The sequence below is a fragment of the Streptococcus equinus genome (genome assembly GCF_900101445.1).
GTDB lineage: Bacteria > Bacillota > Bacilli > Lactobacillales > Streptococcaceae > Streptococcus > Streptococcus equinus_B.
Genome location: NZ_FNKE01000002.1, coordinates 62,652 through 79,450 on the forward strand (window position 1 = coordinate 62,652; position 16,799 = coordinate 79,450).

The following is a 16,799-nucleotide window of genomic DNA, read 5'->3' on the forward strand; positions in this document are numbered from 1 at the left end:
TGGATTGTATGCAGTCTTTCTCCCGTTATTTTTTTAAAAATTTTTAGAAAAGAAAGCGATGGTTATGACAGACTATAATTCAAAAGAATACCTATCAAAAGTTGATGCTTGGTGGCGAGCAGCTAATTACATTTCAGTAGCGCAAATGTATTTGAAAGATAATCCATTGATGCGTCGTGAAGTGACTAAAGAAGATGTTAAAGTTCACCCAATTGGTCACTGGGGAACAATTGCTGGGCAAAACTTTATTTATGCTCACTTGAACCGTGTTATCAATAAATACGACCTTAACATGTTTTACATTGAAGGACCTGGTCACGGTGGACAAGTTATGGTTTCTAACTCATACATTGACGGTTCATATACTGAACGTTATCCACAAATTACACAAGATGAAGCAGGTCTTAAAAAACTTTGTAAAATCTTCTCATTCCCTGGCGGTATTGCCTCACACGCTGCGCCAGAAACACCAGGATCTATCCACGAAGGTGGTGAACTTGGTTATGCTCTTTCACATGCCACAGGTGCTATCCTTGATAATCCTGATGTGATTGCCGCAACTGTTATCGGTGATGGTGAAGCTGAAACTGGTCCACTTAATGCTGGTTGGTTCTCAAATACATTCATCAACCCAGTTAATGATGGTGCTGTTCTTCCAATCCTTTACCTAAATGGTGGTAAAATTCACAATCCAACAATTCTTGCTCGTAAAACTGATGAAGAGTTGACTCGTTTGTTTGAAGGATTTGGTTGGAAACCATACTTTGTAGAAGGTAAAGACCCTGAAGTCATTCACGGACAAATGGCAGAAACACTTGATGCGGTTATTGAAGAAATTAAAGCTATTCAAGCTGAAGCTCGTAAACACCCAGCGAAAGAAGCTACACAACCAGTTTGGCCAGTGCTTATTGTCCGCATTCCAAAAGGATGGACTGGTCCAAAAGAATGGAATGGTGAACCAATTGAAGGTGGTTTTCGTGCTCACCAAGTTCCAATTCCTGTTGAAGCAGGTCACATGGAATATATTGACCATTTGACAAGCTGGTTGAATTCATATCGTCCAGAAGAACTCTTTGACGAAAAAGGTTACATCAAAGAAGAAATTCGTGCGATTTCACCAAAAGGTGACCGCCGTATGTCAATGAACCCAATCACTAATGCCGGTGTTGTTAAAAAACTTGACCTTGCTGATTGGCGCAAACATGCTATTGACACTACAAAACCTGGTAGCGTCATGAAACAAGATATGATTGAATTTGGTAATTATGTTGCTGATTTGATGCAAGCAAACCCAGATAACTTCCGTATCTTTGGTCCTGATGAAACAAAATCAAATCGCTTGAACAATGTCTTCAAAGTGACAAATCGCCAATGGCTTGGCCGTCGTGATGACTCATACGATGAATGGATTTCACCAGTTGGTCGTGTTATTGATTCACAATTGTCAGAACACCAAGCAGAAGGTTTCTTAGAAGGTTATGTCTTGACTGGACGTCACGGATTCTTTGCATCATATGAATCATTCCTTCGCGTTGTTGATTCAATGATTACACAACATTTTAAATGGTTGCGTAAATCAAAAACACACACTGATTGGCGTAAAAACTACCCATCACTTAACTTGATTGCAACATCAACTGTTTTCCAACAAGACCACAATGGCTACACTCACCAAGACCCAGGTCTATTGACTCACTTGGCAGAAAAAACACCAGAATTTATTCGTGAGTACTTGCCAGCTGACTCAAACTCACTCTTTGCAGTGATGGAAAAAGCTCTTGCTGATGAGGATAAAATCAATGTTCTTGTCACATCTAAACATCCACGCCCTCAATTCTATTCTGTTGAAGAAGCAGAAGAATTGGCGCGTGAAGGCTACAAAGTAATTGAATGGGCTTCGAATGATAACGGTCAAGAACCTGATGTTGTTTTTGCAGCAGCTGGTACAGAACCAAACTTGGAAGTGTTGGCTGGTATTTCAATTCTTCACAAAGCTTTCCCAGATATCAAGATTCGTTTTATTAACGTTGTGGATATTCTTAAACTTCGTTCACCAAAAGTTGACCCTCGTGGCCTTTCTGACGAAGAATTTAACAAACTCTTCACAACAGATAAACCAGTTATCTTTGGTTTCCACGGCTATGAAGATATGATTCGCGATTTGTTCTTCAATCGTGCTAACCACAACGTTTACGTTCATGGTTACCGTGAAAATGGTGATATCACAACACCATTTGATATGCGTGTCCTTTCAGAAATGGACCGATTCCACATTGCAAAAGATGCTGCCCAAGCTGTTCTTGGTGACAAAGCAGTTGAATTTGCTAAAGAAATGGATGACAAAGTGGCTTACCACACTGCTTACATCCGTGAAAATGGTGATGATATTCCTGAAGTTCAAAATTGGGAATGGGAAAATATTAACTAATTTTTGCTAAAACCTTTATTTTAACTACTAAAAACTAATACTTATAAATCTAACTATTCTAACACGAGAAAGGAGGCCAACAATCATGTGTCATATGTGATTTGGTGGTCTCTTTTTTCGATATTATAAGATGTTAATGATAGGTGAATGTGTCATGAAAGAATTTGAATTAAAAGACATTACAATTACATCGCCTTTTTGGCAACATTATTTACAGTTAATCAAGGAAAAAACGATTCCTTATCAATTACAAGTTCTTAAAGATGAGCTTGCAGTAGATGTTCAAGCAGAGCGCAAGGATGACAGCTTACCAGCAGGAAAAAGCCATGCGATTGAGAATTTTAAAATTGCTGCAGGACTCACGACGGGAGAACATTTTGGCTGGTTTTTTCAAGATAGCGATGTTTACAAGTGGATAGAGTCAGTCGGTGTGATTTTGCAAAGTAAGCCGGATTCTGACTTGGAATCACAAGCAGACGAGGTAATAGATATCATTGAACGTGCTCAAGAGCCAGATGGTTATCTTGATACCTATTTTCAGTTGAAATTTCCTAAATTAAAATACCGTCAGCTTTATTTCAGTCATGAATTGTACTGCGCTGGGCATTTGATTGAAGCGGCGATAGCTTATGACAAAGCGACAGGAAAAGATAAATTGCTAAATGTGGCTAAACGTTTTGTTGCCAATATTTCCGAGCATTTTGGTTACGGGGAAAATCAGATTCAAGGCGCGGATGGACATCAGGAAATTGAATTAGCGCTTGTAAAATTATATGATTATACCAAGGACGACTCTTATTTGCATTTGGCACAATTCTTTATTGATGTTCGTGGAAAAAATCCAAATTTTTATCGTGAAGAAGTAGTCGCCAATCTTGCTGCTGGGTTATCAGATGACAATCCAAGGATTGATTTGGAGTATTTGCAGGCTTACACGCAGCCAAAACACCAAAAACATGCTCTTGGTCATGCAGTGCGTATGCTTTATATGGCAACTGGTATGGCAAAGATTGTGGCACGTGATTTCGATTCAGAGTTGTATCAGGCATGTTTAGAGATTTGGGATGATATTGTGTACCGCAAGATGTATGTGACTGGTGGTGTTGGTTCGACTGTTCATGGTGAGGCTTTTGTTGGTTCTTATGATTTGCCAAACGATACTATGTATTGTGAGACTTGTGCTTCGATTGCTCTTCTTTATTTTGCTTACGAGTTATTTCAGATTTCACCAAAATCAGAATACGTCGATATTATGGAGCGCGTGCTTTATAATGGCATTTTATCGGGAGCAGCTGCGGATGGAAAACATTTCTTTTATGTTAATCCTTTAGAAGTTGATGTTGATTCTTGTTATCATAATCCTGGTAAGGGACATGTAAAAACACAACGTCCAGATTGGCTTGGATGCGCTTGCTGTCCACCTAATTTTGCAAGAACGATTGCCTCAATTGGGCGTTATATTTACTTAGAAAGTGGTAATGAACTTTATCTTAATCTTTTTATTGCCAGCCAGTTAAAAGGTGGAAATTTTTGTCTAGAGCAAAAGACAGATTTTCCATTTGGAAACAAGGTGGAAATAACTTATTCTGGTCAACAAAAGATTTTGTATTTGCAGGAGCCTTATTGGGCAAAAGATTTTAGTGTAACTTGTGAAAATGCTAAGATTTTGCAACACAAAGGTCGTCGGATTAAAATCTTTTTAGAAGATAGTGCTCATCTAGTATTACAGTTTAGTCAGCCAATTTTAACTGTTTATAGTAATCCAGAAGTTCGTGCGGATATTGGCAGAGTAGCTATTCAAAGAGGGCCATTTATTTATTGTGCTCAGGCTGCTGATAATCCTAATTTGAAGTATTATCGTTTAGATTCTAAATTTATTAATCAAGCTCAGGCTGTAAAGGTAACAAAAGATTTTGGAATTTATACTAGTTTGACGCTTCCGTGTCAAAAAGTTGACACTTGGCAAGAAAAGAGACTTTATCGATTTGATTATAAAGAAACTTCAAGTTTGTCTAATTTGATCATGATACCTTACTATCTTTGGGGTAATCAAGGTGAGATGGATATGCAAGTTTGGTTTCCAGAAGAAGGGAGAAGTATACCATGACAACACCGTGTTTTGGTTGTGCAGCGAAGGTGGCAATGTCAGACCAAGAGATTGAAGAATCTATTGCGGAACAATTGGCGTTAGAATTTAATTTAGTTGATGATGATGAGTGGCAACGTCGTCAGTCAATCTGTCAAAGTTGTCCACAACGACTTGGTCATACTTGTGGAAAATGTGGCTGTTACTACAAATTTAGAACAGCTCTAGCTGTAAAGACATGCCCAGAAGGAAAATGGTGAGAAAAAGGACGGCTAAAAGCCGTCCTTTTTTGTCTTTATTAGCTATAAAATAGTTTAACTTTAATATCTTGTTTGTAATTACCAAAGTTTTCGCCAAATAGTGTACAACCACCGACGTTTTTAGCGTCTTTTTTTACTTCAAAACGGAATTTCCAAGTATCTGCAGAAGTATCTAAGTCAGAAATTTTAAGAGTTGACAGAAAATCGCCATCGATGTTAGTACCAAGATCTGTGATACGAATGGTTTTTAGGAGGCCGTATTGGTTAAGGTGATCTGGGTACCATTTTGGTGTATACTTACCGCGAATATCACCAAAATCACCAGGGCTAGTCCATGAACCCAATTCGTAATCATTTAGTGAGAAAGTAATATCAGATGGCCAGTTGTTATTAGTGAATGGAAATTCAGATGAAATTTCAAATGAGATTTCCATCATTTTTAAAGTGTCACCCTCCTTTAATAAATTAGGAGCTTGATATTCTAAAAAACCTTGGGTGAACCAAACGATTTGAGCTTTCATTCGTTCTGGTACCATGAAATAACGTGGTTCATCAACTGGACCAATGAAATCATCTTTACTTGCTAAACCACATGTCGGCTCAACTGAATAATCAGTGTAATGGCCGACAGGAATATTTGTTTCGACAGTAGAATATGAGCTGAAAATCTTTTTAGGAAAATTAATTTCAATATGGTCGATTCCGACGCTGACAACTTTCTGGTGACCAATGCGCTCAGTTTTTACAATTTGAGCTTCTTCTAATTTTTTGATGTGCTGGGTGATAATAGCACTACTTAATTGTAATTCTTCAGCGATTTCTTTGATATTCATACTTTTTTGGGAGAGTAGTTGAATGATTTGTAATCTTACCTTGCTAGCGAGTGCTTCGTAGACTGGGAGAGATTCTGAATTGATTTCAAGTTGCATAAGGGACCTCCTTTTGAAATAATATTAACATTATTATTAATCTTTGTAAATAAAATTTCTGAATTAACAGAAAATAATGTTTAAAATTAAGCTAATTATAAACTGTTTTTTCAAAAAAATCTATCATTTTTTCTAAAAAAATACTTGAATTGTGAACTTAAAGTGTTATAATAAAGTCATAAAACGAAATGAAAGCGCTTTTAATCAATGAAAAAGGAGAATCAGAGAAAAACAAGATTAACAAAAACATTAATTTAAAGTTTTATATTTTGTTTATCTTGATAGGGGAAAGATAAACAAAAATGCGAATTAAAAAGGGAATTTGATTGAGGTAAAAAAATGAAAGTTAATAAGTGGTTTAAAGTGGCTGCTCTAGCTACAACTATTGGTTTAGGTGCATGTGTAGTAACAGGGTGCAGTAAAAAAACTTCTGCTAGTAAAGCATCAGATACGATAACATTTATGTTTCGTGGAGCTGAGGATGAAAAAAAAGCATATCAATCAGCTATCGATGAGTTTGAAAAAAAAGAAAATGTAAAAGTAAAAGTCATTGCTACAGATGCTGATCAGTATTCTACTAAATTGCAAGCAGCCATTTCTGGCGGTAAGACTCCTGACGTCTTTTATGTTGAACAAGGAAGTGTAATGGCTTATGCTGATAACGGTGTTCTTAAAGATATAACAAAATATGTTGAAAAATCAGATTTTGATTTAAATAATATTTGGGAATATGGAGTGAATAGCTATCGATATGATGGTGAAAAAATTGGTAAAGGTGCAATTTATGGACTACCAAAAGATGTAGGTCCGTTTGCACTTGGTTACAATAAAGATATGTTTAAGGCGGCCGGAGTAGATCTTCCAGATCCTGATAAACCTTATACATGGGACGAATTCGTTGATGTTTGTAAAAAATTGACACGAGATTCTAACGGGGATGGTAAACTAGATCAATGGGCAACAGGTTTTAATGTTCAATGGAGTTTGCCTTCATTTGTATGGAGTAATGGTGGTGATTGGGCTAATGAGGCTAAAGATAAAGTTACAATCAATACACCTGAATTTACTGAAGCATTACAGTTTATGGCAGATCTTCAAAATGTTTATAAAGTAACTCCGTCAGTCAGTGATTCACAAACTTTGGATACATATCAACGTTGGATGAACGGAGAAATTGCATTCTTCCCTGTAGGGCCTTGGGATATGAGTACTTATGATAAATTAGATTTTGAATATGATTTAATTCCTTGGCCAGCAGGTAAAACTGGTAAATCTGCAGCTTATATTGGTTCTTTAGGTATTGGTGTGTCAAATGCAACTAAAAATCCTGAAAAATCAGCTAAATTAGTAGAATATCTATGTGCTTCAAAAGAATGCCAACAACAACTTGTTGATGCTAAAATTCAAATTCCTAATTTGAAAGATATGGCTGAAAAATGGGCTTCAGATACAACAACTATGCCTAATAACAAGAAGGAATTTCTTGATATTGTTGAGGATTATGGACGAGCACTGCCTGGTGCTAATACATATAATCCAGAGTGGTATGATGAATTTTGGATTAATATCCAACCTGTATTAGATGGTAAAAAGACAGCTGCGGATTATGTTAAAGAAGTTCAGCCAAAAATGCAAGAAAAATTGGATGCAATTAACCAGCAAAAAGCTACCGCTAAATAATTTAGATTTAATATAAACTTTAAATTACAAAAATAGAATTATTTAAAGTATTTGAACTAGATAAAAATGAGTAGGTGGCTTGATGGTCACCTATTTATTTGTAAGGAGATGTTGAGATGTCGACAGTAAAAGCAAAGAAAAAAAGCAATTTATATGCTCATGAGTATCGTGTTGCATTTATGTTTGTGATTTTACCAGTCATTGGATTTTTAGTATTTTCATTATTACCGTTTTTATATTCAATTTATGCTTCTTTAACTGATTGGAACGGTTTAGGAAGAATGAATTTTATTGGAACAGAAAATTTTCAAAAATTACTTCGTGACCCATATTTTTATAAGACAATGTGGAACACACTATTTTTAATGTTAGGTATTCCAATTGGATTGATTCTTTCGTTCGCTTTGGCCTCTGCTTTAAGTAGAGGAATCAAGGGAACAACAATTTTTAGGACAATTTATTATATCCCAGTAATATCATCTTTAGCAGCTATTTCAATTTTGTGGCAATGGGCCTATAATGGTGATTTCGGGTTAGTTAACCAAGTATTAGATATTTTTGGTATTGATGGCCCCAACTGGCTGCAAAATCCTACGACAGTAAAACCAGCTATTATCTTGATGACTGTTTGGAAAGGGCTTGGATACTCAATGTTACTTTATTTAGCAGCTATTCAAAGTGTTCCAAAAACTTTTTATGAAGCGGCCGAGCTTGATGGTGCTACTGCATTCCAGAAATTTAGAAATATCACTTGGCCAATGGTTAAACCTGTTACTTTCTTCTTGATTGTAACTAATATTATCGGTGGTTCACAAATATTTACAGAAATTAATATTATGACACCAACAGGGGGACCTGAATATAGTTCTGCAACAATTGTTTGGTACATCTGGCAAAAAGCGTTTAAGAACTGGCAAATGGGATATGCATGTAGTATGGCATTAGTACTGGCAGTAATAGTATTTGCAGTTACAGCTCTTCAATTTTGGATTAATAGTCGTTCTGAATATACAGTTGATTAGGGGGATGTCATGAAAAAATTACAATTATCACATGTATTGATTGTCATCATCTTATTAATAGGTTCTATAGTTATGATAGGTCCTCTATTATGGATGGTTTCAACTTCTTTAAAAGATAAAAATGGTGTTTTTCAACTACCACCACAATGGATTCCAAATCCTATAAGAATAGATGCATATAAGAGATTGTTAGATTTGGATACTCTTGTTTCAGGGATAAAAAATACTGTGATTGTGTCATTAACTGTTACAATTATCGGTACGATTACCTCTAGTATGGCGGCGTTCTCGTTTGCAAAATTAAAAATGCCATTTAAAAATCTCTTATTTTTGATTCTTTTGGCTGCAATTATGATTCCTTATCCTGCAGTGATGATTCCACAATTTATGATGTTTTCAAAAATTGGCTGGGTTGATACGTTGTTACCATTAATTATTCCGGGATTATTTGGTAATATCACAATGATTTTCTTCTTGCGACAATATTTATCAAGTGTTCCAGATTCAATTATTGAAGCAGCTAAAATTGATGGTGCAAGTTATTTAAAGATATTTTTTAATCTTATTTTCCCATTAATTCGCCCAGCAATTGCTGCACAATTTATTCTCTGGTTTATGGGAACATGGAATGATTACTTGGCACCTCTAATCTATTTGAACTCTCCAGAAAAACAAACGTTACAAGTTGTTATTGCAAACTTAAATGCTGCCTATGCAATTCAAACTGATTATCCATTGATTATGGCAGCTTCAGTTGTTTCACTATTACCGGTGTTAATTGTGTTTATTATTTTCCAAAAACAAATTATTGAATCCGTTGCAATTTCAGGTATGAAAGGTTAATTATTATGTGGCAGAAAGCAATGAATTGGCTACATGTAGCTGTACTATTTATTATTTTAAATTTTTTATGGATAATGGGAACAACAATTGGTTTAGTCATATTTGGAGCTATTCCAAGTACCATAGCTATTTTGAAGTTAATTGAGCTTCCACGAATTTTTGAGAATGACTACGCTTATACTGAGTTTGCACGTCGTTATATTCAGAATTATAAAGAAGCATTCAGGCACAATAAGTTGTTCTTGTTTTTACCTGTAGCTGTAGAAATCATTGCTTTTTTTGAACTTTTAATGATTAGTCGATTTGAACTTCTTCAAGCAGTTTTTCAAATTCCTATAATTATTTTAATGGTATATAACTTATTTGTAGCTTTTCATATATGTTATTTAGCAACGCAAATGAGTAAGTTAACTTTAAAAGATTATAAAGTAGTACTTTTAAGTCCTTTAATTTTTAAACGCTCAACAATTTTTGGAGTGGTAACATTGATGGCATTGGGAATCATTGCAGTCTTTAAAAATTGGATGTTTCTAGTTCTATTTTCTTTGGGAATATATGTTGCTTATTTAATGATAAATCATGATTATAAGAGTCATAGATGGATTAAATAAGCCATAATTGTAATATTGAAGTCGATATAAAAAATATTTATTAAAATTAAAAGAAAGGTCTGTCTAATAGAGTTGTATTACTTTATTAGAAAAAATTAAAAATTAATGGTGGAAGAATTAATCTATCACAATCCTATCGTTGTGGAGCGTGCTGACCCTTGGGTGTATAAACACACAGATGGTTATTATTACTTCACAGGTTCTGTTCCTGGTTATCAAACAATCGAGTTGCGTCGTGCGAAAACCTTAAATGGCTTGGGGGAGTCAGCCGAGGTTAAAACGATTTGGCATGCGCACGAATCTGGACCGCTAAGTGAATTGGTCTGGGCACCAGAAATTCATTATCTACGAGGTAAATGGTACATTTATTTTGCAGCAAGTGATGATGCGGTTGAACGTAGTCAATTTCATCACCATCGGATGTTTGTACTAGAAAATGAAAGCGCTAACCCTATGGAGGGTAAATGGGTGGAAAAAGGACAGGTAAAAACGCAGTACGAAAGCTTTAGTATTGATGCGACAGCTTTTGAATTGGAAAATGACTTGTATTACATTTGGGCACAACTTGATCCACGCATTCCAGGCAATTCAAACCTTTATATTTCAAAAATGGAAAATCCATGGACACTCACAGGTCCGCAAAAATTATTGACCATTCCTGAGTATGATTGGGAGAAAATAGGATTCTTGGTTAATGAAGGACCAGCAGTTTTAATCCGAAACGGTAAAGTTTTTGTGACTTATTCAGCCAGCGCAACGGATGAAAATTATGCGATGGGGCTACTTTGGGCAAATATTGGTGATGATTTGCTAGATGGTTATTCTTGGCACAAATCAGAAAAACCTGTCTTTGTTTCATCTGAGAAAAATCATCTCTATGGGCCAGGGCATAATTCATTCACACGTAGTGAAGATGACACCCAAGATGTTCTCATTTTCCATGCGCGTCCAGAAAAAAATAAAGCTGGAGATCCGCTTGATAATCCAAACCGACACGCCAATGCTCAAATCTTTTCTTGGGATGATAAGGGATTTCCAGTATTTGGTGAGCCTGGTCAAGTAATGTAATAGTTGATAAAAGACATGGTTTTAGGATATTAAAAAGGGTATTTGGAGGAAAAATCATGCAGACAAATGGAAATGTTCGCCAACGCTTTTCAATTCGCAAAAGTCATCTTGGTGCAAGCAGTGTACTACTGGGAGTGTCCATTGCTTTGTTATCAGGTGGTGTGACTGTCCAAGCAGAAGAAACTAATGTAGTTTCTGAGTCACCGATTTTGCTCAGTCAATCGCAGTCATTGCCTGAGGAGAATCAAACAAATTCTACAGAAGTTGATGCTAATTCACAGACTTCTGATAATGAGTCACAAGTATCTACTGATACACAAGTAGCAAATCAAGTAGATACAGAGCTTGAATCACAGTCAGAAACAGAGGCCCTGGCAACTCAAGACAAACCAGTTGAGTCAGTCGAAACTCCTTCTGATGTTAATCCTGCTCAGGCAGCAGATAGTGAAAGCACGACTCTTGGAACTAAGGCACTTGCTGATAATCAATCACCTGCTATTGACTTAACAGATAGCAAGGTGACTGTCACAGCAACTGCCAAAGATAAAGATTTTAAACGTGTTTCTGTTCACGACCCTTCTATTTTTTACGATGAAAAAACAGGAACTTATTACATCTTCGGCTCTCATTTAGGACAAGCAAAATCAAAAGATTTACAAAACTGGACACCACTTTTCAATCATGAGTATGAAAATCCATCAAGTATTCTTGGTGATTTGAATAAAAATCTTGCTAAGCCATTTGAATGGGCTGGATATGATGATGCGGATTGTGCTGGCGGAAATTATGCAATTTGGGCGCCAGATGTGGTCTGGAACCCAGATTATAAATGGGCTGATGGTTCGACTGGTGCTTACATGTACTATTTCTGTACGTCATCAACTTGGCGACGTTCAGTCATTAGTTACGCTGTTTCAAAAACAGTGGAAGGACCATATGATTATGTTGACAGTTTGATTTATTCTGGTTTTACAAGAGAAGATTCGACAGACGGTAGCACTCGTAATACTAATTACAAAGGTACTAATATTGACGAATTGATGGCTGCTGGTGTTATTGAACCAGGATTTTCAGCAATCTGGAACCGTGATAATGGTCATACTTACAATAATGACTATGCACCGAATGCTATTGACCCAAATGTCTTTTATGATAAATCTGGCAAGCTTTATATGAGTTACGGTTCTTGGTCAGGAGGTATTTATCTTCTAGAATTGGATAAGACAACTGGTAAAGCCATTTATCCAGGTAAAGATGGTAAAACAGCTGATGGACGTCATATTGATAAATATTTTGGGACTCATTTAATTGGTGGTTATCACCAATCTGGTGAAGCACCTTATATCATTTATGATAAAAACACTGATTATTACTACATGTTTATCACTTATGGTGGTCTTGGTCGCGAAGGTGGCTATAACATGCGTTTGTTCCGTTCAAAACGTGTGGATGGACTTTATGTTGATGCTAAGGGGAAACACCCAACTTACACAAGTTGGACTGCTGATCCTGTTAACGATGCCTATGGTATCAAGGTTATGGGTAACTATAACTTAGATAGTCTGCAGTCAGCTTACATGTCGCCAGGACACAATTCAGCTTTTATTGATAAATCTGGTAATTGGTACCTAGTTAATCATACACGATTTAATCAAGGAACTGAGTATCATGAGGTTCGAGTTCACCCAATGCGCATGACTGAAGATAATTGGCCGGTTGCTTTACCGTTTGAATATCGTAAATCAGATTTGACATTAACAAAAGCAAGTGAGGGTCAATTTATTGGTGATTATGAATTTGTTAATCACGGTCGTGATACTTCAGGTCAACCGTTACCAAAATCACGTCTACAATTAAATGCGAATGGTACCGTGACTGGAGCTTTGACAGGTACTTGGACAAGAACTAAAAAAGGAAATAATTACTACATTACCATCAAGACAAAAAATGTTACTTATAAAGGTGTCTTTGATGTTCAAAAAGATGAAAGTACTAGTCATAATCCTTGTCTCGTTTTTGCCCTAGTCGGCAATAATAACGAAGTGATTTGGGGTGTGAAACCTTATAAAGTTACTCAAAAATCAACGACAAAAACGACTCGAGCTAATCAAAAAATAGTAGTATCGAAAGCGCAAGCTGATACAACTTTTGGATTTAAGCAAATTGTTAATCAAACACTTTTATCAAAACCAAATACCTTGGCAGTAACTCTTCATGCTGCACGAGAAATGAATGTTTCTGATAGTGTGACAACTCCTCATGAAAAACAAAATCAAACCAACTCTCCTAAAGTTAAGAAAGTCCAAAAGACTTCAGTACTTGCAGCTCCTACTACTAAAACTAAAGAGATAACAAAGGTAAGTTCTAAAAAGTCAAGCTTGTTATCAGTTATTTGTGGTGTTCTAACAGCTGGTCTTTTAGGAACTTTCTATGAAAAGAAAAGATGATAAAAAGGAATTGAGATGCAAGAGAATCAATTGACCTTTGGTGTTCATGATCCGACGATTATAGAGCACGACGGGCGGTATTTTCTATATTCGACAGATACTAGACAACCTGAAACTTCGGGAGTTCCGATAAGAATGTCACGGGATTTAGTTGATTGGGCATTCATTGGGAAAGCCTTGCCTGGTGTTCCAAAGGAGGCTAAAGAGTGGAGTAACGCTCTTGGCCTTTGGGCACCGGATATTATTCAGTATGGCGATGAATATCGGATGTATTATTCAGCGTCGACCTTTGGTAGTACTCGGTCATATATTGGTCTAGCGGTAGCGAAAACACCTATCGGCCCTTTTAAAGATCAAGGAGTGGTTGTTAAGACGAATCCAGAAATCTGTCACCATAATGCTATTGATGCTAACGTTGTCACAGATAAAGATGGTAAGCAGTGGCTATTGTATGGCTCATTTTTTGGTGGTTTGTATATTTTACCTTTGGATAAAAAAACAGGTAAGCCAAGTGAGGCAGGTTTTGGAAGACGCGTAGCTATGCGACCACAGAGTGTTGATACGGCTATAGAAGGTGGATTTATTTATTACAACCCAGATACTGATTACTATTATCTTTTTTGTTCTTATGATTCTTTAAATGATAGTTACAATATTCGAGTTGCTCGTTCACGTCACATCGATGGACCTTATATTGATTGTAAGGGATACGCTATGGATGATTTTACTCATCATCCTGATGAAATTGGAATGAAGGTCTTGGGAAGTTACCAATTTTCAGGAGAAAAAGTAGTACTGGCACCGGGACATAATTCTATTTTCAAACGTTCGGATGGTCAATTATTTATGGTTCACCATGCCAGACGTAAAGCATTTTCGGATGAATTTTTCTTAAATGTTAGAAAGATATTTTGGTTATCAAGTGGTTGGCCAGTGGTGTCGCCTTGTTTGTATGAAGAAGATTGTAGACAGAAAAGTTTAGACCTTGCTGGTGACTGGAAAATTATCCGTTTTGATAGATGTCATCACTTAAAAGAAAGTATTGCTGAAACGATTAAAGAGAATGACTATCAAAAAACAGGTGACAATGAGTTTAAGTGGCAAGGAAATCTCGTAAAAACTTGGTTAGAAATGGTTGATGGAAATACTGAACAAGTCCTTTCGGGGATGACACCTGAAGGTTATGGCATTATAGCAAGAAAGATTTAGTATTTTGAGGTCACTGCCTCTTAGAAAAGGGAAGATTATGCAGAAAGCTTCTTTACGAGTTGTCAAAGATATGACAATATCAAAAGTTGATAAAAGACTCTTTGGTTCATTTATTGAACATATGGGAAGAGCAGTTTACGGAGGAATTTACCAACCTGATCACATTTCTAGTGATGAAGATGGTTTTCGTAATGACGTTAAAGAGTTAGTTAAAGAACTCGGTGTTACTTTAGTACGTTACCCTGGTGGAAATTTCTTATCAGGATATAACTGGGAAGATGGTATTGGTCCAAAAGACAAACGTCCTGTCAGAACTGATTTAGCATGGCGTGCTATTGAAACTAATCAAGTCGGTATTCACGAATTTGCAAAATGGGCTAAAGAAGTCGGCGTCGAGGTTAATATGGCAGTCAATATGGGCACTCGAGGTATCGATGAAGCTCGTCATTTGGTTGAATACTGCAATTTTGAAGGTGGTACATATTGGAGTGATAAACGTATTGAAAACGGCCAAAAAGAACCGTTTGGTTTTAAAACATGGTGCATCGGAAATGAAATGGATGGCCCATGGCAAATTGGCCACAAAACCGCCGAAGAATATGGTCGTGCAGCAGCAGAAACAGCTAAAGCAATGAAATTAGTCGATGATTCTATCGAACTTGTTGCTTGTGGTAGCTCTACCAGTCATATGCCAACCTTTGGTGATTGGGAATTGACGGTTTTAGACCACACTTATGATTATGTTGATTACCTCTCACTTCACCAATATTATGGTAATCCAGCTAATAATCTAGAAGAGTACTTAGCATCTTCACTTGATATGGATGACTTTATCAAAGGTGTGGTAGCTATCTGTGATGCGGTTAAAGCTAAAAAACACAGCAAGAAACAGATGAACCTATCATTTGATGAATGGAATATTTGGTATCATTCAAATGAAAATGATAAACAAATCAAACCTTGGTTGATTGCGCCACCACAACTTGAAGATCATTACAATTTTGAGGATGTCCTAGTACTTGGAACACTTTTAATCACATTGTTGAAGCACGCTGATCGTATTAAGATTGCTTGTCTAGCACAGCTTGTTAATGTCATAGCACCAATTTTCACAGAAGAAAATGACAATGAAAGTCCAGCATGGCGTCAAACGATTTTCTATCCATTTATGCAAGCTGCACAACACGGTAAAGGAACTGTGATGACTCCACTTGTTTCATGTGATGGTTATAAGACAGAAAACTATGACAAAGTACCCTATCTTGAAACAATTTCAGTGTTGAATGAGGACGAAACAGAATTAACAATTTTTGCAGTCAACCGTTCACGTGAAGAAATGGACTTAGCTGTAGATAGTTTAGGACTTGCTTTTGAAGATGTGATTGAATTTACTCATATGTCAGGTCACGATATTAAAGCAGTTAATAGTCTAACTTCTGACGACATTAAACCAGTTGTTTCTGATAAATATGCCGTTAATGGTGACCAACTTAAGGTTACTCTTGATGGTTTATCTTGGAATATGATTCGAGTTGCAGTGAAATAAGAAAAGGTAAGGAGAAAAAAGTGAAATTCTTTTTAGACACAGCAGATGTGGCAGCAATCACAGCTGTAAATGAATTAGGAATTGTAGATGGTGTGACAACAAATCCAACAATCATTTCACGTGAAGGACGTGATTTTGAAACAGTTATCAAAGAAATTTGTCAGATTGTCGATGGTCCTGTTTCGGCAGAAGTCACTGGCACAACAGCCGAAGAAATGATTGCTGAGGCGCGTGATATTGCAAAATGGGCTGATAACATTGTTGTCAAAATTCCAATGACTATGGAAGGTTTGAAAGCTGTTAATGTCCTTTCTAAAGAACATATTAAAACTAATGTGACGCTGATTTTTACAGTGTCTCAAGGGCTCATGGCAATCAAAGCTGGTGCGACATATATTAGCCCATTTGTTGGACGCCTTGAAGATATTGGAACAGATGCTTATGAATTGATTTCGGATTTGCGAGACATCATTGATTTTTATGATTTTGATACAGAAATCATTGCAGCGAGCATTCGTAATCGAGCACAAGTTGAAGGTGTTGCGAAATGCGGTGCACACATTGCGACTATCCCAGCACCCTTGTTTGACAAAATGGCACAACACCCACTAACTGATAATGGTTTGAAACAATTCATGGCAGATTGGAAAGCATTCCAAGGTAAATAAAC

The 16,799-nt window shown here is 36.5% G+C and carries 13 protein-coding genes; 12 read left to right on the forward strand and 1 reads right to left on the reverse strand.

Translation table 11 applies throughout. The annotated features are described in order from the left end of the window. Nucleotides 1–64: 64 nt before the first annotated feature. From BLR83_RS07900 to BLR83_RS07910, 3 genes are all read left to right on the forward strand, one after another. Complete coding sequence (locus BLR83_RS07900; protein WP_074561274.1) at nucleotides 65–2,428, forward strand: phosphoketolase family protein; 2,364 nt, start codon at nucleotides 65–67, stop codon at nucleotides 2,426–2,428. Nucleotides 2,429–2,582: 154 nt separating this feature from the next. Next, on the forward strand, nucleotides 2,583–4,535 hold the full coding sequence (locus tag BLR83_RS07905) for a glycoside hydrolase family 127 protein (protein ID WP_074561165.1): 1,953 nt from the start codon (nucleotides 2,583–2,585) through the stop codon (nucleotides 4,533–4,535). Continuing rightward, complete coding sequence (locus tag BLR83_RS07910; RefSeq protein ID WP_074561166.1) at nucleotides 4,532–4,774, forward strand: DUF6171 family protein; 243 nt, start codon at nucleotides 4,532–4,534, stop codon at nucleotides 4,772–4,774. The genes BLR83_RS07905 and BLR83_RS07910 overlap by 4 nt, the downstream gene beginning before the upstream one ends. Nucleotides 4,775–4,812: 38 nt before the next feature. Here the strand turns inward: BLR83_RS07910 and BLR83_RS07915 are convergent, their stop codons facing one another. Further along, nucleotides 4,813–5,703, reverse strand: a complete 891-nt coding sequence (locus BLR83_RS07915) for an ArsR/SmtB family transcription factor (RefSeq protein WP_074561167.1) — start codon at nucleotides 5,701–5,703, stop codon at nucleotides 4,813–4,815. A gap of 339 nt (nucleotides 5,704–6,042) precedes the next feature. Here BLR83_RS07915 and BLR83_RS07920 point away from each other — a divergent pair, with 339 nt between their 5' ends. The 9 genes from BLR83_RS07920 (at nucleotide 6,043) to fsa (ending at nucleotide 16,797) form a co-directional block, all read left to right on the forward strand. Continuing rightward, nucleotides 6,043–7,383: an ABC transporter substrate-binding protein gene (locus tag BLR83_RS07920; protein ID WP_074561168.1), complete on the forward strand. Its 1,341-nt coding sequence runs from the start codon at nucleotides 6,043–6,045 to the stop codon at nucleotides 7,381–7,383. A 116-nt stretch (nucleotides 7,384–7,499) separates the two neighbouring features. After that, a complete protein-coding gene (locus BLR83_RS07925) occupies nucleotides 7,500–8,405 on the forward strand; it encodes a carbohydrate ABC transporter permease (protein WP_074561169.1) in 906 nt (301 codons plus the stop codon). 9 nt (nucleotides 8,406–8,414) lie between these two features. Next, nucleotides 8,415–9,248, forward strand: coding sequence for a carbohydrate ABC transporter permease (locus tag BLR83_RS07930; protein ID WP_074561170.1), 834 nt, complete (start codon nucleotides 8,415–8,417; stop codon nucleotides 9,246–9,248). Between the two features lie 5 nt (nucleotides 9,249–9,253). Next, a complete protein-coding gene (locus BLR83_RS07935) occupies nucleotides 9,254–9,859 on the forward strand; it encodes a DUF624 domain-containing protein (RefSeq protein WP_074561171.1) in 606 nt (201 codons plus the stop codon). Nucleotides 9,860–9,964: 105 nt separating this feature from the next. Then, nucleotides 9,965–10,927, forward strand: coding sequence for a glycoside hydrolase family 43 protein (locus BLR83_RS07940; protein ID WP_074561172.1), 963 nt, complete (start codon nucleotides 9,965–9,967; stop codon nucleotides 10,925–10,927). Nucleotides 10,928–10,983: 56 nt separating this feature from the next. After that, nucleotides 10,984–13,374, forward strand: a complete 2,391-nt coding sequence (locus BLR83_RS07945) for a family 43 glycosylhydrolase (RefSeq protein WP_074561173.1) — start codon at nucleotides 10,984–10,986, stop codon at nucleotides 13,372–13,374. 15 nt (nucleotides 13,375–13,389) lie between these two features. After that, nucleotides 13,390–14,583: an arabinan endo-1,5-alpha-L-arabinosidase gene (locus BLR83_RS07950; protein ID WP_074561174.1), complete on the forward strand. Its 1,194-nt coding sequence runs from the start codon at nucleotides 13,390–13,392 to the stop codon at nucleotides 14,581–14,583. Nucleotides 14,584–14,620: 37 nt separating this feature from the next. Then, the gene (locus BLR83_RS07955; RefSeq protein WP_074561175.1) at nucleotides 14,621–16,129 is read left to right on the forward strand and encodes an arabinosylfuranosidase ArfA; all 1,509 of its coding nucleotides are present in this window, start codon (nucleotides 14,621–14,623) and stop codon (nucleotides 16,127–16,129) included. A gap of 20 nt (nucleotides 16,130–16,149) precedes the next feature. Next, a complete protein-coding gene (fsa, locus tag BLR83_RS07960) occupies nucleotides 16,150–16,797 on the forward strand; it encodes a fructose-6-phosphate aldolase (RefSeq protein ID WP_074561176.1) in 648 nt (215 codons plus the stop codon). Nucleotides 16,798–16,799 lie beyond the last annotated feature (2 nt).